The organism is Parasedimentitalea denitrificans (assembly GCF_011813015.1).
Taxonomy (GTDB): domain Bacteria; phylum Pseudomonadota; class Alphaproteobacteria; order Rhodobacterales; family Rhodobacteraceae; genus Parasedimentitalea; species Parasedimentitalea denitrificans.
Genome location: NZ_QHLQ01000002.1, coordinates 274,403 through 292,521 on the forward strand (window position 1 = coordinate 274,403; position 18,119 = coordinate 292,521).

The 18,119-nt window shown below is 55.5% G+C and carries 18 protein-coding genes; 7 read left to right on the top strand and 11 right to left on the bottom strand.

From position 1 onward, the window contains the following. Window positions 1-30 precede the first annotated feature (30 nt). Both DL239_RS03935 and DL239_RS21610 read left to right on the top strand, forming a co-directional pair. Entirely contained in the window at window positions 31-876 is an 846-nt protein-coding gene (locus DL239_RS03935) for a COG3904 family protein (protein ID WP_167682516.1), read from the top strand. A 52-nt stretch (window positions 877-928) separates the two neighbouring features. Next, on the top strand, window positions 929-1,306 hold the full coding sequence (locus DL239_RS21610; protein WP_240931704.1) for a hypothetical protein: 378 nt from the start codon (window positions 929-931) through the stop codon (window positions 1,304-1,306). Window positions 1,307-1,384: 78 nt separating this feature from the next. On the opposite strand, the gene DL239_RS03945 is transcribed toward DL239_RS21610, so the two are convergent. Continuing rightward, on the bottom strand, window positions 1,385-2,125 hold the full coding sequence (locus tag DL239_RS03945; protein ID WP_167682518.1) for a YebC/PmpR family DNA-binding transcriptional regulator: 741 nt from the start codon (window positions 2,123-2,125) through the stop codon (window positions 1,385-1,387). A gap of 120 nt (window positions 2,126-2,245) precedes the next feature. On the opposite strand from DL239_RS03945, the gene DL239_RS03950 reads away from it, so the two are divergent. Then, the gene (locus tag DL239_RS03950) at window positions 2,246-4,018 is read left to right on the top strand and encodes an SLC13 family permease (RefSeq protein WP_167682520.1); all 1,773 of its coding nucleotides are present in this window, start codon (window positions 2,246-2,248) and stop codon (window positions 4,016-4,018) included. A 57-nt stretch (window positions 4,019-4,075) separates the two neighbouring features. Here DL239_RS03950 and DL239_RS03955 read toward each other — a convergent pair whose 3' ends face one another. The 5 genes from DL239_RS03955 to mgtE all read right to left on the bottom strand — a co-directional run bounded on the left by DL239_RS03955 (window position 4,076) and on the right by mgtE (window position 9,846). Beyond that, the gene (locus DL239_RS03955; RefSeq protein WP_167682522.1) at window positions 4,076-4,834 is read right to left on the bottom strand and encodes a YbaY family lipoprotein; all 759 of its coding nucleotides are present in this window, start codon (window positions 4,832-4,834) and stop codon (window positions 4,076-4,078) included. 104 nt (window positions 4,835-4,938) lie between these two features. Beyond that, window positions 4,939-6,720, bottom strand: a complete 1,782-nt coding sequence (locus tag DL239_RS03960; RefSeq protein WP_167682524.1) for an SLC13 family permease — start codon at window positions 6,718-6,720, stop codon at window positions 4,939-4,941. Between the two features lie 85 nt (window positions 6,721-6,805). After that, window positions 6,806-7,618, bottom strand: a complete 813-nt coding sequence (locus DL239_RS03965) for a TIGR00282 family metallophosphoesterase (protein ID WP_167682526.1) — start codon at window positions 7,616-7,618, stop codon at window positions 6,806-6,808. Window positions 7,619-7,897: 279 nt separating this feature from the next. Further along, complete coding sequence (locus DL239_RS03970) at window positions 7,898-8,461, bottom strand: 5-formyltetrahydrofolate cyclo-ligase (protein WP_167682528.1); 564 nt, start codon at window positions 8,459-8,461, stop codon at window positions 7,898-7,900. Further along, window positions 8,458-9,846: a magnesium transporter gene (gene mgtE / locus DL239_RS03975; protein WP_167682530.1), complete on the bottom strand. Its 1,389-nt coding sequence runs from the start codon at window positions 9,844-9,846 to the stop codon at window positions 8,458-8,460. Before mgtE ends, DL239_RS03970 begins: the two co-directional genes overlap by 4 nt. A 133-nt stretch (window positions 9,847-9,979) precedes the next feature. Between mgtE and guaD the strand changes: the two genes are divergently transcribed. Further along, window positions 9,980-11,266 carry a guanine deaminase gene (guaD, locus tag DL239_RS03980; RefSeq protein ID WP_167682532.1) on the top strand — a complete coding sequence of 429 codons (1,287 nt, stop codon included), beginning with the start codon at window positions 9,980-9,982 and terminating at the stop codon, window positions 11,264-11,266. A gap of 72 nt (window positions 11,267-11,338) precedes the next feature. Here the strand turns inward: guaD and DL239_RS03985 are convergent, their stop codons facing one another. From DL239_RS03985 to DL239_RS04000, 4 genes are all read right to left on the bottom strand, one after another. Further along, a complete protein-coding gene (locus tag DL239_RS03985) occupies window positions 11,339-11,779 on the bottom strand; it encodes a CAP domain-containing protein (protein ID WP_240931706.1) in 441 nt (146 codons plus the stop codon). 4 nt (window positions 11,780-11,783) lie between these two features. After that, on the bottom strand, window positions 11,784-13,121 hold the full coding sequence (locus tag DL239_RS03990) for an 8-oxoguanine deaminase (protein WP_167682534.1): 1,338 nt from the start codon (window positions 13,119-13,121) through the stop codon (window positions 11,784-11,786). A 110-nt stretch (window positions 13,122-13,231) separates the two neighbouring features. Continuing rightward, window positions 13,232-14,023, bottom strand: coding sequence for a histidinol-phosphatase (gene hisN / locus DL239_RS03995; RefSeq protein ID WP_167682537.1), 792 nt, complete (start codon window positions 14,021-14,023; stop codon window positions 13,232-13,234). 54 nt (window positions 14,024-14,077) lie between these two features. Then, window positions 14,078-14,449, bottom strand: a complete 372-nt coding sequence (locus tag DL239_RS04000) for a helix-turn-helix domain-containing protein (protein WP_167682539.1) — start codon at window positions 14,447-14,449, stop codon at window positions 14,078-14,080. 369 nt (window positions 14,450-14,818) lie between these two features. On the opposite strand from DL239_RS04000, the gene DL239_RS04005 reads away from it, so the two are divergent. After that, the gene (locus tag DL239_RS04005; RefSeq protein WP_167682541.1) at window positions 14,819-15,784 is read left to right on the top strand and encodes an NADPH:quinone oxidoreductase family protein; all 966 of its coding nucleotides are present in this window, start codon (window positions 14,819-14,821) and stop codon (window positions 15,782-15,784) included. Between the two features lie 85 nt (window positions 15,785-15,869). Here the strand turns inward: DL239_RS04005 and DL239_RS04010 are convergent, their stop codons facing one another. Beyond that, complete coding sequence (locus DL239_RS04010; RefSeq protein ID WP_167682543.1) at window positions 15,870-16,757, bottom strand: LysR family transcriptional regulator; 888 nt, start codon at window positions 16,755-16,757, stop codon at window positions 15,870-15,872. A gap of 127 nt (window positions 16,758-16,884) precedes the next feature. Here DL239_RS04010 and DL239_RS04015 point away from each other — a divergent pair, with 127 nt between their 5' ends. Further along, a complete protein-coding gene (locus DL239_RS04015; RefSeq protein ID WP_167682545.1) occupies window positions 16,885-17,094 on the top strand; it encodes a DUF1127 domain-containing protein in 210 nt (69 codons plus the stop codon). Window positions 17,095-17,277: 183 nt separating this feature from the next. After that, window positions 17,278-18,057, top strand: a complete 780-nt coding sequence (locus DL239_RS04020; protein WP_167682547.1) for a Bax inhibitor-1/YccA family protein — start codon at window positions 17,278-17,280, stop codon at window positions 18,055-18,057. Window positions 18,058-18,119: the final 62 nt, after the last annotated feature.

Below are 18,119 nucleotides of genomic sequence, written 5' to 3' on the forward strand. Positions count from 1 at the left end.
TTGGCGCGCCCGTTCGCTCAGGCTGTAGTGATGATCAATCGCGCCCCCGTGGCTTTGCCCCAAAGTTTCTGGCTGCACCTTGTGTTGCCTCGCGCTGTTATTCTACTGGCCCTTGTTACAATCAGCAGCACGGTGCGTGTGCCTGTTGGGTTTCTGTATGTGTTGCTAGTGGCGGATATCTTGTTCTTCATCCGGCAGTTCTTACGGTTTCAGGCCAATGCGGACAACCACCTTCAGAGTATGGGGGGAATGACGTTAATCTGGGCCGGTTATCTGGTGACGCTTGTCGCAGGTTTTGCATCGATTTCGCTGTGGTGGGGGGCCTTTTTGTTTTCGTCCCAACCTGAGACACCTGAGTTGTTCACTGACCAGATGGATCGGCTCCATGCTGCCGAGTATGAGTTGAGCCTGTCTGACGACCTACTATCCCTGACTTTCAACGGTACTATCACCTTTGGCCTGACAAAACGCGCCACTGAACTGATCGCTGAAAACCCGCAATTAGTCGGTGTTCGTTTGACGAGTAACGGAGGGCATATCTATGAGGCACGCGGATTTGCCAATCTGATCCGGGAGCACGGCCTGAACACCATGGTCCGAGGCGACTGCAGTTCTGCCTGCACCCTAGTTTTTGTCGCTGGCGCGCATCGTAGTATGACACCTGACGCGCGCCTAGGTTTTCATAGTTACGCGCTGGAATTCGGCTCGACCCTTCCGAATCTGGATCTGGAAAAAGAACAGAACAAGGACCGTGATTTCTTCCGCGGTCAGGGAATAAATGAAGCGTTTTTGATCCAAATGTTCGACGAACCTAACACAGAGCTGTGGTATCCCAGTCGCGAAGAAGCGTTAAAGGCAGGGTTGTTGACCCAATAGGGGACGCCCATATGATCCGAAATAATGAAGATAAAACTTGAACTTGGTGACATTGAGCCACGCATTTTCTATGCAAATTTTCAAGTACCATATAGCGGAAACAGCTAGGATAGCTGCGAAGCTGTTTGCCAACGTTTTTACAACGTTTTCATTTAAGCCCGGCCTAATTTCGAAAGCTTTTGGTTGTAACCGCCATGCAAACCTATATCCGCAGTGGACGTGGGGTACGAAAATTATGTTTGATGGAATTTATGACGAAGAAACAGCTTTGCGGCGCAGATTGCTGTTCAGGCTATTACGCGGTTTCAATTTCGACGAACCGCAATATCGGGGTGAGGCAATTTCGGAGCCTGTCCCGAAAGCATTGATCACAACTGATTATCTGCGGTATGACCGTGGACCAACCGTTTCCAATCACTGCCAGCTCTAAAATATTCTTGGGCTGCACCAAAGAAACAAACAAGGCCCGCTAATCCAGCGGGCCTTTTTCATTTGAAAGAGGAGCATTTTACAGCTGCTCCATAACCTCGTCCGAGGCCTCAAAGTTGGTAGTGACTCGCTGGATGTCATCGTCGTCTTCCAGTGCATCCACCAGCTTCATCAGTTTTTCCATGGCAACCAGATCCATCTCGGTGGTGGTGGTTGGCTTCCACACGAGCTTGGTGCTTTCGGATTCACCCAATGCGGCCTCTAGTGCGTTTGACACGTCATTCAGGTCGGTGTCTTCGCAATAGATGATGTGACCCTCTTCCGAGCTCTCGACATCTTCGGCGCCGGCTTCGATAGCGGCCTCAAAAACGGCATCGGCATCACCGACAGACGCGCCATAGGTCACTTCGCCTTTCCGGTCGAACATGAACCCAACCGAGCCGGTTTCACCAAGATTTCCGCCATTCTTAGAGAACGTGGAGCGCACAGTGGATGCGGTGCGGTTGCGGTTATCAGTCATGGCTTCGACGATGACGGCCACACCATTCGGGCCATAGCCCTCATAGCGGATTTCTTCGTAATCGTCGCCTTCACCTGCAACCGACTTCTTAATCGCGCGGTCAATCACATCCTTGGGGACGGATTGCGACTTGGCTTCTTTGACAGCCATACGCAGACGTGGGTTTTTCTCTGGATCCGGATCGCCCATTTTGGCGGCCACGGTGATTTCCTTGGAGAGTTTCGAGAACAGTTTTGAGCGAACCGCATCCTGACGACCTTTACGGTGCTGGATGTTTGCCCATTTTGAGTGGCCTGCCATGGTCCATCCCTATGCTGGTTATACCTTTGGCGCACATATAGCCCCGTCTGGTGGCAGCTTTCAAGCACTGGCCGCGCGATCGGTGCTTGTTCCGTTCCCTACAGCGATTAAAGTACGCTTATGACATTTGACCAAATCACATTATTTTCGCTTTTTGCCACCGTCTTTGCCCTGCTGGTTTGGGGGAGGTATCGCTATGATCTTGTCGCCTTTGCCGCGCTGATGGCAGGCGTCGTTTTAGGCGTGGTGCCCACCAAAGATGCATTTTCCGGGTTTGGCCACCCGGCCACGCTGGTGGTGGCACTGGTGCTGATTGTTTCAGCCGGGCTGGTGCGATCAGGGGCAGTGTTCCTGATCACCCGCACCTTGGTCGATGCCTCGCGCGGGCTGGGCAGTCATATTGCACTGATGGGCGGCATCGGGGCCGTTCTGTCGGCATTCATGAACAACGTGGCTGCGCTGGCATTGTTGATGCCAGTGGACATCCAGACCGCCCGCAAGGCGGGGCGCGCGCCGGGGCTCAGCCTGATGCCGCTGAGTTTTGCCACCATTCTGGGGGGCATGGTGACACTGATTGGCACGCCCCCGAATATCATCATCGCCTCGATCCGGGCCGAAACGCTGGGCGAGCCGTTTCACATGTTCGATTTTGCGCCGGTTGGCGGCGTGGCGGCGATAACCGGGCTGGCCTTTGTGGCGTTGATCGGCTGGCGGTTCATCCCAACCCGAGACGATGCCGGAACCTCAGAGTCGCAACTGGCACAATACATCGCCGAGCTGACAGTACCCGAAGGCTCGCCCCATATTGGTAAACGGTTGAGAGACCTAAACGATGAGGCTGAAAAGGCAGATGCCGCCATACTGGGGCTGATCCGTGATGGTCGCCGTCGCTATGGTCTGGCTGCTGGTTCGGTTTTGCGATCGGGTGATGCAATCCTGCTGGAGGCCACCCCCGAAGCGCTGGACGAGTTCCGCACCGCACTCTCATTAGATTTTTCCGATCAGGCGCGTCAGGAAAAATTGACTGCCGAGGGCGACGGGTTGGAAGTGGTCGAAGTAGTAGTGCCTGAAACCGCACGTATTGCTGGACGGTCCGCGCAATCCATGGGGCTGGCCTGGCGGCAAAGCACAGTACTGCTGGGACTGTCACGTCAGGGCCGCCAATTGACCAAGCATATCCGCCAGACTGATATCGAAACCGGAGACATCTTGCTGCTGCTTTGCCCACGCGACCGAGCAACAGATGTGACCGAATGGTTGGGATGCCTACCGCTTGCCACCCGTGGGCTGGCAGTAACGGCCAATGATAAAACCTGGTTAGCCATTGCCATGTTTGGAGCTGCCGTGTTGGCCGCCTCGGTTGGATTGTTGTACCTACCTGTGGCACTGGGTCTGGTGGTGGTGGGATATGTGCTGACCAAGATCCTGCCCGTGGCCGAGATTTATGACCATATCGAGTGGCCAGTGGTGGTGCTACTGGGATCGATGATCCCATTGGGCGCAGCACTGGAAAGTTCAGGCGGCACAACGTTGATTGCAGATGCCCTGTTACGTCTGACGCAGGGACTGCCTGCCTGGGCCATTCTGACAGTGTTGATGGTGGTCACCATGACGCTGTCGGATGTGTTGAACAACACCGCCACTACCATTGTGGCCGCACCAGTGGGCATTCAGATGGCCAATACACTGGGGGTTTCGGCTGATCCGTTTCTGATGGCTGTGGCTGTTGCCGCCTCGGCTGCGTTTCTGACCCCGATCGGACATAAGAACAACACCCTGATCTTAGGTCCCGGCGGCTATCAGTTTGGAGATTATTGGCGCATTGGCCTGCCGCTAGAGGTATTGATCGTGGCCACCTCGATCCCGGCGATTTTGGTGTTCTGGCCAATGTAGCCCGCTGGCTCATTTTCCTGCTGGCCCTGCGATAACGCCGGGCCAGCAAGTATTAGACTACTTCGCCAGTTTCAAACCCATCAACACAGTTCCATCTTCGGCCAGCATTTTCATCAACGGCCCCTGACGGGCGATGGTCTTAATCTGTGGAAGTGCAGTCAGAAAATCCTGTTCCTGTTGGTCCAGCCCTGGCACACAGGCCATCATCGTCCCAGCCATGTTGTGCGGGAAATTGATCTGGTTACCGTTCAACTCAACCTGACCTTTGAATCGGTTACAGCCGACAGAGGCCGCGAATTGCCCATCACTTCCAAAAGCAAATCCCGGATCACGTCCCTTTTCAACTTTGGCACCGTTCATCTCAACCAAGGTCCAATTGGTGTTTTCCAGTTGCATATCCGCCTGCCCCGATGCTTTGATTACAACGGGTTTCACAATCATATCGGCAGTTTCGCCTGCCCCGCGTGTCAGCACTGGATAAGAGGTATCGGTGATGAACAATAATTGACCGTCCAACGTGATCCGCGCGGAAACCGAATAGCTGTGATTGTAGATGATATCGCTGTCGGCAAAGCGAAGCGAATAATCCGTGGGGACTGCCGACAAGTCATAATCCTCAGCTGCCACCAATTTTGACGGAGCATCGGCCAGAGACACATCGCGCAGCTCGACCAGAAGCTTGCCCCCCGGAGGTACAGCAATACGCTGCAAATAGGTAACGCTGCCTTCTACTGTACCTGCTTTTGCCATTGAAACGCCTGCGATTGCGGTGGAGGCCGCAAGGACCAGTGTCATGAAACCTGTTCTAAAATTCATCTTCAGTGCCTCGTAAAAAATCTCGAACTCAAATCATCTAAGAATTGTATCACGGATTACATCACGGCTCGTTGGCGATCGGCAAAATTACGCCGTCTGACAGCCTAGTACAGCGGCCAGAACACTGGGATCAGCGCCGAGGCCAGCAGTCCGACAGTCAGGTTCAGCGGAATGCCTACACGCATAAAGTCTGTGAATTTATAACCGCCTGGCCCGTAGACCATCATGTTGGTTTGATATCCAATTGGCGTCGCGAAGGAAGCCGAGGCCGCGACCATCACCGCAATCACTAAGGGCCGTGGATCCACACCCATTGCCTGGGCCAGGCTGATCGCTATTGGTGTCACTACCACCGCCACCGCATTGTTCGATACCAGCTCCGTCAGGACCGAGGTCAACAGGTAAATGGCCCAAACGACTAGAAATGGTGGCAGCATTCCAAGTCCGGGTGCGATAGCCTCTACGAGCAGGCTAACAGCGCCCGAACTTTGTAGCGCAGCTCCAATGGCCAGCATGGCAAAAATCAAGGCTAGTAATCGCCCATCTACAAACGAAAACGCTTCTTCGGCATCGATACAGCGGGTAAAGAAGATGGCTGCCATGGCCACGACTGCCAACAGCAGAATCGGAGCCACGCCAAGAGCGGCAAGTATGACAATACCAGCGATGGCGGCGAGTGCGATGGGCGCGTGGCTACGACGATAGGCGCGAGCTGACGGCTTGGTCACGTCGACCATGTCCATATCAGCAGCCAGCCGCTGGATATCATCAGTTCCGCCTTCGAGAAGCAAAGTATCGCCGACACGCACAACCAGATCGTCGAGTTGCTGGCCAATATTCTGATTGCGCCGGTGTACCGCCAATACATAAACACCGTAGCGACGGCGCAAACGCATAGCACCCAGAGAGCGGCCGATCATACGGCACCCCGGAGTGATCAGAACTTCTACAGTCGACGTTTCTACCGCCGAGACCTGATCAACCCGACGCAATTCCTTGTTGCGCTGCAGGCTAAGCAGCTCGGCCATTTGGGTGCGAAGGACAACCCGGTCACCGACCTTTAGTTCCACTCCCTTAAGATCTCGTCGCAGTGAAACATCACCACGGATTACATCAATCAACCGCACACCTGCCCGTTTGAACAGTTGAACCCCCATTACCTCACGGCCCACCAGGTTGCTTTCGGGTGGGATCACCGCCTCGGTAAAGAACTTCATCGAGTGCTTACTAGAAAGCATCGTCGCCATAGACGACCGATCCGGTAGCAGACGTGGTGCGATAAAACGTAAGTAAATCCCCCCCCAGGCTACCAGGAAGATTGCCAGCGGTGTGATCTCAAAAATGGAAAAAGGATCTAGCCCGTTCGAGCGTGCTACACCATCCACCAGAAGGTTGGTCGAGGTGCCGATAAGGGTCAGCGTGCCGCCCAAGATAGCTGCATAACTAAGCGGGATCAGCATCTTACTGGCTGAAACACCCAGTTTTCTGGCTAATTGCACAAAGACCGGGATCATCACCACAACAACAGGCGTGTTGTTTACAAAAGCAGAGGCGACCACGACAAACAACATCAGCGCGCCAATCGCCATGGCGGGCCGCGCATCGGCTTGGGCTTCGGCAAGATCCGTGAACCACTGCAGAGCGCCAGTGCGGACCAGTGCCCCCATAACAATGAACATCGCAACAATGGTCCACGGCGCCGGATTGGATAGAACGTTCAGTGCATCTTCATAGGGCAGTACACCCAGCGCCAGCAAAGTTGCAGCGCCGCCAATTGCCACGACTTCGGCCGGATAGGCCTCGCGCATGAACAGGATGAACATCACAAAGACAACAACAAGGGTCGCAATTGCGCCACCGGTGTCCGAAAAAGCCAATAAATTCATGCCACCGCCTGTCATCTTCTATGCTCGGTATTCTGACCGGCTTTGATAAATGGTGCAAGCGCAGCTGTAGGAATGATGTGGTGGGTTACGGAGCAGAATCTTGCAGCAGCCCACCCGATCGGATCATACGGATCTCTTTTGTTACCCCGGTACGGTCATCCGTCGAGATAAACACCCCGGACAGAGTTGCCTCACCCGTTGCCGGCGTAAAACGGCTTTTGGGCATACCGGTGATAAACCGACGCATAGGTTCGGCTTTTTCCATGCCGATCACCGAGTTGTAATCACCGCACATTCCCGCATCGGTCAGGTAGCCAGTACCCCCCTCAAGGATCTGGGCATCGCCCGTCGGTACATGGGTATGGGTTCCGACCACAAGTGAGGCTTTGCCATTGCAGAAATGCCCCATCGCCATCTTCTCGGATGTGGCTTCGCAGTGCATGTCTACAATCACAGCCTGGGCCAACCCGCCGCGTGGATGCGCCTTTAGCACGGTTTCGACAGCTGAAAACGGATCATCAAAGGCGCGTTTCATGAACACCTGCCCCAGCGCCTGCAATACCAGAACTTTGCGCCCACCAGGGGCATTGAACAAACGGTATCCTTTGCCCGGCGCGCCCTTAGCATAGTTCAGCGGACGGATGATGCGCGGTTCTTTCTCGATAAACTGCAGCATATCCTTTTGGTCAAAAGCATGATCACCCAGGGTCAGGCAGTCGACACCAGCGTCCAGCAAGACCTTGGCGTGATCGCCGCTTAGCCCCATGCCATTGCTGGCGTTTTCGCCATTGACCACAACAAAGTCCAGCCGCCATTCGTCACGCAAACGCGGCAGGTTCTCTTTGATGGCCTTGCGCCCAGCGCGGCCCATCACATCGCCTAAAAACAGAATTCTCATGCTCCCGTCCTTAGGCCGATGCAGGGGGCAAGGACAACCCCCAACCGCACTGCCGGATGTAGCTTTGGGGTCAAGCGTCGCACAGCGACCGCGCATCGCGCGGCCTGCCCTTGACGCCGAAGATGCAGACAAAATCCTCGCATTTGCTCCCTAAGGGGCAAGCCTGCCCCTTAGGGGCTTCTCAGCAAACTTCCTTTTCGCCGTGCCTTAGCACGGCGCTACGCCCAACGGGCGGCAGACCTTCCGCAAGGGAGGTCAACGACAGGCGGGAGCCCCTGCTCAACCTGTGAACTGCAAGACACGGCTTTCTGTGATCAGCATGTCCAACGGCTGGTCAGTCGCCTCTAGTGGCAGGTCTTCCGCCTGTTGCGCGTCAAAGGCAAATCCGATGGCTAATGTGGGTCGCTTGGCGCGCAGGCCTTCTAGTGTGCGGTCATAAAAGCCACCACCATAACCCAGCCGCCCACCACTGGCATCAAAGGCCACCAATGGCACGATCAGGATTTCCGGCTCAAAAAAGTCGTCTACTTCCGGAACTTTTGCTCCAAACGGACCATCCCGCAGCACACCATCTGGCAGCCAACGGCTAAATTTCAAAGGCAATCCATCGCCTTGGATCACTGGCACACCGACCATACCGTGCGCCGTTGCCTCTGCCATTGCAGGTAGTGGGTCGATCTCGGTGCGGATCGGCATGTACCCCGACAGCTGTACACCACGATAGCCGGCCAGTACTTCGGACAGATGCCCAGCGACACCAGGCTTGTGCATCGCATACGCCTGCTTGCGGCGGGCAAATGCCGCCTTGCGCGCCTGAGATTTGATGGCTGTTAGATCCGTCATAGCAATACCTTTGAGGCCAAGCCCAAGAAGATGAAAAAACCCATGACATCTGTCGTGGTTGTCACAAAAGTGCCTGAGGCTAGCGCGGGGTCAATACCCATTTTGTCCAGCGTCACCGGCACCACAGTCCCAGCAAAGCCAGCGATGATCATGTTGAACACCAATGCAGTGCCTATGACTGCTCCCAGCATGGGTGAGCTGAACCACAACATCCCGACGACGCCCAGAACAGCGGCGAAACACAGCCCGTTCAGCATCCCAACCAGCAACTCTCGGCGGATCACCCGCCAGACGTTGGCGCCGGTCAAATCCTTAGTTGCCAGCGCACGCACCGCAACCGTCAGCGACTGAGTGCCAGCATTACCGCCCATCGAGGCTACGATAGGCATCAGAATTGCCAGCGACACCAGTTCGGCAATGGTGGCTTCGAACTGCGAGATCACCAGCGACGCACAGATCGCAGTGAACAGGTTCACCCCCAACCAGGGCAGTCGCTTTTTCGAGGTATCGGCAACACTGTCCGACAGGGCACTTTCCCCGACCCCAGCAAGCCGCAGAATGTCCTCTTCGTGTTCTTCATCCAATACCACCATGGCGTCATCAATGGTGATGACACCCACCAATCGGTCGTCACCATCCACAACAGGAGCTGAAATCAGGTGGTACTGGTTAAAGGCATAGGCGACCTCTTCCTCATCCTGATCGGCAGGGATGACCTCGAACACCTCTTCTTGCAGATCAACCAACAGCACTTCGCGGCGAGCACCCATCAGTTTACCCAGGGTGACATTGCCAATCGGCTTCATCCGCGGATCAACAAGGATGACGTGATAGAACTGCTCGGGCAGATCATCGGATTCACGCAAAAAATCGATGGTCTGGCCCACGTTCCAATGCTCGGGTGCCATCACCACTTCGCGCTGCATTAGGCGCCCTGCGGAATTTTCAGGGTAGGACAGTGACTGCTCGACCGCGACCCGGTCTGCGTCTTCCAGCACATCTAGGATGGCTTCCTGTTGCGGTTCTTCCAGATCTTCGACCAGATCAACCACATCGTCGGTTTCCAGATCCCTGACCGCTTCGGCCAAAACCTGCGGGTTGAGGATGGGGATCACGTCTTCACGAACGGATTCTTCCAGCTCGGTCAGGATCTCACCGTCGAACTCGCGTCCGTACAGGTGGATCAACCGCTCCCGGTCGTTTGAATTGATCTGCTCCAACAAGTCGGCGATGTCAGCCGCGTGTAGCGGTTCCATTAGCCTCGTCAGCTGCTCTTTGTCCTCGGTATCGACAGCATAAAGGATTGCCGCAACCGCACTGCGGTCCAGTTCATATCCATCGTCGCGGGTTAGATCACCGCTGCTTTGGTCGCTACCTGGGGTCATGGGCTGCCTCCGCCTGTTTGGATGCAAAGTAGAAGAAGCTGCTACCGGAAAACAATGACAATGACGTAATTTACCACAACGGCTGCTGCGGCTATCCTGTAGGACACAGTCTGGCAAGGAAAGGACACGCGATATGAGCACCGAGATTATCCTGAAGGGGAAGGTTCTATCCTTCTTGCGTTCTCCCTTTGATGAGGGTGCGCCACAGGATGCGGTGCAAGTGTCTGAAGCCGTTGCCATTCGGGATGGGGTGATCGCAGGCACTGGATCGCTGCAGGACATGCAGACCCTGTTGCCAATGGCACAACTGGTCGATCACGGCGACAAACTGATCATGGCCGGATTCGTTGATGCCCATGTGCATTACCCACAGACAGCCATCATCGCCAGCTGGGGCAAGCGGCTGATCGACTGGCTGAATGCCTATACCTTCCCTGAAGAAATGCGGTTTGGTGACCGCGCTTATGCCGACCAGGTTGCAAATCGGTATCTGGATCTGACAGCAGCCAATGGCACCACCACAGTGTGTTCTTTCTGTACGATCCACCCAGAAAGCGTCGATGCCCTCTTTTCGGCAGCACAGGCGCGCGGGCAGCGGATTGTAGCAGGCAAGACCTGTATGGATCGTAATGCCCCGGATGGCCTACGCGACACGCCGCAGACTGCATATGATGACAGTGAAGCTCTGATCGCACGATGGCATGGCGTTGATCGGTTAGATTACGCCATTACACCTCGTTTCTCACCAACCTCGACCCCGGACCAGCTAGAGGCCATGGGGGCGCTTTGGGCCAAGAATCCTGACTGCCTGATGCAAACACATCTGAGCGAGCAGGTTGATGAGATCGAATGGGTCAAATCTCTGTTTCCGCAGGCACGGGATTATCTGGACACCTACGAAGAGTTTGGCCTGCTGGGCGCGCGCGGATTGTATGGCCACGCCATTCACCTGGAAGAGCGCGAGCGGCATCGTTTGCGGGAATATGGTGCTGCGCTGGTGCACTGCCCGACTTCGAACACATTCATCGGATCTGGGTTGTTCGACATGAACGGCCTGATGGCCGAGGGCCAGCGGATCGGTCTGGCCACCGACACTGGTGGCGGGTCAAGCTTTTCCATGCTGCGGACCATGGCGGCGGCTTATGAAGTTGGCCAGTTACGCGGCACGCCGTTGCACGCATCGCAGCTGTTGTGGCTCGCCACCCAAGGATCCGCGGCGGCGCTGCGGTTGGAGGATAAGATCGGCAACGTTGCTACGGGTATGGAGGCTGACTTGGTTGTTCTGGATCTGGAGTCGACCCCTGCGATTTCCCAGCGCACTGCGCAGGCGAACGATCTGTGGGAGGCGGTTTTTGCCACTATTATGATGGGCGATGACCGCGCTGTGGCCGAAGTTTGGATAGGCGGCAAGCCAGTCTAAGAAAAACGCCCGCAGGCGCGGGCGTGCCTCCGGCGGAGGTATTTAAGACAAGAAGAAAGATGGGTTGCGCATTCAACAACCCGGACGCGCCAGCACCATAACCCAGATATTGCCTGACCCGCGGGCCAGTGCAAATTCGCTGACGGCTTTGTGCAGCATGTTCTTTCGGTGCCCCTGTGACGTTGTCCATGATTGCATGACGTCAACCAATGTAGGTTGGCCTGATGCAATGTTCTCGGCAGCCGTGCACCAGCCATAGCCGCTGCGCCTGACGCGGTCACCCACGCCTGATCCATCGCTGCCTGTGTGGGAAAAGAAGCCATTTCTGGCCATATCCTCGGCGTGGCGGCGGGCTGCTTTTTCCAGTTTCTTGGAATACTGTAATTCAGGCAGGTTCCTGTCTGACCGAAGAGCATTGATGCTGCTGGTGGCAGCGCTGCGATCGACGTCAGCAGCCGAGACAGGCAAGGCCCAAAACAGCAGGCTGATCAGGACCAGTGTCAGGCGTTTCAACTGTTCAAGCCTCCATCAATTTGCGCGCCAATGTGTTGTGACGCTGTAGCAGTTGCGGCAGATCCAGAGAAGTGATTTCACCGCCGCGCACGATTTGACGCCCCTCTACAAAGAGATGTTTTACCTGCGTGGGGCCAGCAAGCAACAGCGCGGCGGGATCCCAGCTGCCGCTGGAGCTGACACCTGTGGTGTCCCAGATGGCGATGTCGGCGCGTTTACCGGGAGCCAGGCGGCCACAGTCGGGACGACCAAGGATATCAGCCCCGCCACGGGTGGCCATTTCTAACGCCTCATAGGCGCTCATCGCGTCAGCGCCGTTTTGCACGCGCTGCAGCAGCATCGACTGACGCGCCTCGCCGATCAGATTTGCTGCGTCATTACTGGCTGAGCCGTCAACACCCAGGCCAACCGGCACGCCTGCATCTCGCATCTGGCGTACCGGGGCGATGCCGCTGCCAAGGCGGCAGTTGGAACAGGGGCAGTGAGCGACACCGGTGCGAGAGCTGGCAAACAGATCGATTTCAGTGACGTCCAATTTGACGCAATGGGCATGCCAGACATCGTCACCGGTCCAGCCAAGGTCTTCGGCATATTGGCCGGGGCGGCAGCCGAACTGGGATTCGGAGTAGGCGACGTCTTCGTCATTTTCAGCTAGGTGAGTGTGCAGCATCACCCCCTTGTCACGGGCCAGTATCGCAGTGTCGCGCATCAACCCACGGCTGACCGAGAAAGGCGAGCAAGGTGCAAGACCAACGCGGCACATTGATCCTTCGGCCGGGTCGTGAAAGGCGTCTACTACCCGGATCATGTCGTTCAGGATGGCCTCTTCCTGTTCGACCAGCGCATCGGGTGGCAATCCGCCGTCGCTTTCACCAATGCTCATGGCGCCTCGGGTGGGGTGGAACCGCAGGCCAACTGTTGCGGCGGCGTGAATGGTGTCCTCTAGCCGAGAGCCATTCGGGTAAAGGTAAAGGTGGTCTGAGCTGAGCGTGCAGCCAGACAGGGCCAGTTCGACCAGGCCTAGCTGTGCTGAAACGAACATCTCGTCCGGGCCAAAGCGACCCCAGATTGGGTAGAGCCGCTGTAACCAGCCGAACAGCAGCGCGTCCTGAGCGCCGGGAACGGCGCGGGTCAGGTTTTGGTACAGATGATGATGGGTATTCACCAACCCCGGGGTGACCACACAGCCACGACCCGAGATGACGTCACCTGTAGTTTGCAGCCCCTGCCCCACGGCAGCCACTACGCCATCACGGATCAGCAAGTCGGCACCATGCAGTACCTGCCCGCCATCATCCATTGTGATAATGGTATCGGCTTTTTGAATCAGAGTTTCTGGCATTTTGCCCTCACACTTCGCATTTGGCCCGCTTCGGTACGAAGTGTGTAGTGTCGCCGACAGAAGGGGCAAAGGACTCGGCTAGTGTCAAATAACCGACGGTCCCCTTACGCTCAAGCGTTTTTCAGAATATCCAAGGCAGCGGCGTGAATATTTGGATTGGCCGCAGCCAAGACCCGACCGCCATCGTGAGCCGGACCGCCTTGCCAGTTGGTGACAACGCCGCCAGCCGCCTGGATTACTGCGATGGGGCCCTGAATATCATAGGCATTCAATCCTGCCTCGATCACCAGATCCACCTGCCCTGCTGCCAGCAGCGCATAGGCGTAGCAATCCATCCCATAGCGGGCCAGTTTGACCTGGCTGGCAACACTTTCGAACCCGGCGCGTTCTTGCGGGGTGCCGACCTCGGGGAAAGTGGTGAACAAAATGGCTTGATCCAGGTTGCTAGTTGTCCGGGTTCGCAGGGGCTGAGATCCCATCGGCCCTGTCATGTCTGCGCCGTTCGCAGATCCGACAAAGCGTTCACCTGTGTAGGGTTGATCGACAATGCCCATAAATGGGCCGTTGTCATCGCTGAGGGCGATCAACACGCCCCAGGTTGGGGTGCCACTGATAAAACCTCGGGTGCCGTCGATTGGGTCCAGAACCCAAGTGCGGCCAGAGGTTCCAGATGTTTGGCCAAACTCTTCGCCCCAGATGCCATCATCGGGCCGGTGTTCACCTAAAACAACTCGCATCGCCTGTTCAGCGGCACGATCCGCAATGGTCACGGGGTCAAAACCCTCTGCCAGCTTGTTCTCGGCATTCAGGTCGGAACGGCGGAAGTGAGGTAGGATTGCAGCGCCGGCAGCATCGGCCAGCATATGAGCAATCTCGAGGTCGGTAAACGCGGTTGAGGTCATCCCCATCGGTTGCCACTCAACCGCGTCTATTGCAAGCCAAAAGGCCGATCGCGATCAGGCCACGTCGCTGAGCACACGCGCCAGTTCGAACAGGCGGCGGCGCTGGTTTTCAGGGATCGCATAGTAGGACCGAACCAAGTCCAAAGCTTCCTTGTCACCCATCAGGTCTGCAGGCACCGAGGATTTGTCAGCTCCAGCTTCGTCAGCCCCATCCAGGCCTTCGAAAAAGAAGCTCACCGGAACAGTCAGTGAGTCCGCGATATCCCAAAGGCGAGAGGCACTGACACGGTTTGCACCGGTTTCATATTTCTGAATCTGCTGGAACTTGATACCGACCTGTTCGGCCAGCTGCTGTTGGGTCATTCCAGTCAACCAGCGGCGGTGCCGGATGCGCTTCCCCACATGCACGTCTACGGGATGAGCCATGCTTATCTCCTCATGTAAAATTATCGGTCATAGGTTTGAGTGCCAAACTTAGATTGAAACCTTACGCAGACCACTCTGCACAGCCTTCAATCCGTCCCCATCAACAATCCAAACTCAACCACTGCTATTAACACTACGCTCTTCTTGGTTGAATTCAACCCCAGCGTCACTCGGTTCACGGTTTCTTTATTCCAAATATCTGATTTCGGGGGCCTTTTTTCTCACGTTTTTCGTGTAAATATCCTCTACCGCTCCTCCCCAAAAATAGCGAGGGTTGGTTTTGATGATTCTCCGTTAACAGTTCTTGTCGGAAACTTCTTAGCGCCGGTAAAAAACTTCTTAGCGTTCGGAAAAATAGAGATTTTTAATATGCATGCCTATCATATGTCTGCCTCTAACGCTGAGCCTCGCCTGGTTCATCTCGACTGCCCCGAACCGGGTTTAGGTCAAATTCAGGTCAAAGTTTTCGCCTGTGGGTTGAATTTTGCAGATATACTTATGCAAAATTCTACATATCAGGACACACCCAAGGCCCCGTTCACTCTGGGAATGGAGATTTCCGGGGTCATTACAGCGATCGGGCCGGAGGTTTCTGGGCTCTCGCTAGGGGATCGGGTCGCGGTGTTTTGCGGCCATGGCGGGCTGGCGGAACGTGGAGTATTTGACGCCAACCGCGCAATCAAAATTCCTGACCAAATGTCATTTGAACAGGCCGCAGCGTTTCAGATCACCTATGGCACCGGCCATGTCGCCTTGGATCACTGTGCACGGTTGCAACCCGGCGAAACACTATTGGTGACTGGTGCGGCCGGCGGTGCCGGGCTGACGGCTGTTGAAATAGGCAAACAGATGGGCGCGCGGGTGATTGCGCAGGCTCGTGGGGCTGACAAGCTCGCAATCGCGCGCGCTGCAGGGGCAGATCACCTGATTGATGCAGATGAAGATTTGCGAAGCATGGTGAAATCACTTGGCGGGGCGAATGTCGTCTACGATGTCGTCGGCGGTGATGTGTGGAAAGCAGCATTCAGGGCCACAAACCCCGGTGGTCGCCTGCTGCCAATTGGGTTCGCCGGTGGCGAAGTCCCTCAGATTCCGGCCAATCACTTGCTTGTTAAAAACCTGACGGTCATTGGATTTTACATCGGGGGGTATCTCAAATCCCATCCCGACGTCGTACATGGCTCCATGAAGACCCTGTTGGAATGGTTTGTCGATGGGAAGTTGCAGCCGCATATCAGCCACTGCCTGCCGCTAGACCGAGTTGCAGAGGGTATGGACCTGCTTCGCAACCGAAAGTCGACGGGCAAAGTTGTGATTACAATGCCCGAAACCTAACCGCAGACCTGTGAATTGGTTTCGGACCGCTGCTATGCATCTCAGAATATTAGTGCAGCCCGACATATGGCCGGACTACAAACAATTAGGCCGCATGCCACTGGGCCGATGCCAAGGGTGTTGGAACACTGCTAAAGGCTTGGCGCAGAAAATCCGACATCTCGGCGACAATATGTGACCCAGTCGCCTCGGCGCCATACAGGTTGATTTTTTGCACAGGCAGGTCTGGCAGGCTTCCGCCATGGTCGATTTGGACCAAATGCTGCGGCTCAGTGCCATCAATCATTGTTTGGACAGCCAGATCCGCCGCAACCGTCACTTCGATAGTCCGGTCGCTTTCGGTTTCCACAACCATGTCCCAAGAGATTCCGGCCTTGTCCAGCCGTTCTACTGCTTTGGGGCGGAACGTACAGAACCGGCAAAAGGCCATCGGTAAAGGCCGCTGTCGCCATGCAGAGCCACCCGGCGCGCCGATCCAGCGCAGCGGACGTTCGGCCAGCGTTTCGCTTTCATCGTTGCTGGCGCTTTCAGTGGTCAGAATCAGATCACACTCGCCCTTGCCAAACTGCTCTTTCAACTGACGTGTATTGCTGGCGACCATTTGCACCCGTACCCGGGGATAAGCGGCATTGAAACGTTGCAGCACTTGCGGAATCGCTGGGTAGACAATGTCATAGGGTACACCCAGTACGATCTCCCCCTCATAGACCTGATCCGTCAGCCGTCCAATGACTTCGTCGTTCAGCGATACCATACGGCGCGCATAGGCCAATAGCTGCTCGCCAGAAGCCGTCAATGCAATGGTGCGGCCCGAGCGATCCAGTAATTGCAGCCCCAGAAGTTCCTCTAGACGCTTCAACTGCATGGACACCGCAGACTGGGTCAAATGCAAAAACCCGGCTGCTCGTGTCACACCGCCGTTATCTGCCACAGCTACAAAAGAACGCAGTGTGGTGATGTCGAGATTTCGCATTATCACAATCCTTGATGGGTTGGTTCAAAAACATTCGTTTCCAATATCAATCACATTCCGCCATATACATCAACAGAATTGATCAACAGATCGAAAAACATCAAGATCTCCGGAAAGGACAAGAACAATGACCTATATCGCAAACACCTGCACACCCGCTCCACGCCGCTCCTCCCTGATCTCGGGCATTGCTGCGCGTCTTGCAGTCTGGAAACAGCGCCGCGTTCTGAAAGCCCTGAGCGATAGCGCATTGGAAGACATTGGCTTGACACGCCGCCAAGCCGACGCTGAAGCCCGCCGCACATTCTGGGATGCCCCAGACACATGGCGCTGCTAAGCCGGTAAAATACGGTCAAAACACATGATGAAAAGGACGGGAGCCCAGAATGGCCCCGTCCTTTCGCGTTTTTCCGTCAAATTGACTACGAAATACTTGAATATCAACTGCGTTCACCCGATATTTAGCGGGAGCGCAGCCGCAACTGGCGATGCAAGAGATTTCAAACGGAGACCATGACACATGGCACAATTTGACACTATTCGATCCGCTGCCGGTGCCCGCACCGCCGAGATCGATGCGGGCCTTCGCGCCCATATGAACAAAGTCTACGGCACGATGTCCGTAGGCATGTTTATCACATTCCTGGCAGCCTGGGCTATCGCAGGCTTGGCGGTTACTGCGGATCCTTCAGGTGCAGTAGCGCAAATTGGTGCTAACAAGTACCTGACGTCCTTTGGTAGCACGATTTATATGACGCCGTTGAAGTACGTCATCATGTTTGCACCGCTGGCCTTTATCTTCCTTGGTTTCGGCGCCGCAATGAACCGTATGTCCGCCGCTGGCGTGCAGACAATGTTCTATGTCTTTGCGACCTTGATGGGCCTGTCGATCAGTTCGATCTTTCTGGTGTTCACCGGTCAGTCGATCATTCAGGTGTTCCTGATTACATCGATCGCCTTTGCTGGTCTGTCGCTGTACGGCTACACTACCAAGAAAGACCTGTCCGCGATGGGCACATTCCTGATGATGGGTTTGATCGGCCTGTTTGTCGCGATGATCGTCAATATGTTCATGCAGTCGACCGCGATGATGTTCGCGATCTCGGCCATTGGCGTGCTGATCTTTGCTGGCCTTACTGCTTATGACACTCAGAAAGTCAAAACCACCTACCTTGAGCTGGCCCATTCCGGCGATCAGGAAATGCTGGGCAAGGCTGCCATCATGGGCGCGCTGAGCCTCTATCTGGACTTTATCAACATGTTCATGTTCCTGCTCCAGCTGTTTGGTAATCGCGAATAACCGCACCACCACATACCAAATTCAGCAAGGGGCGGATCACATTGATCCGCCCCTTCTCGTTT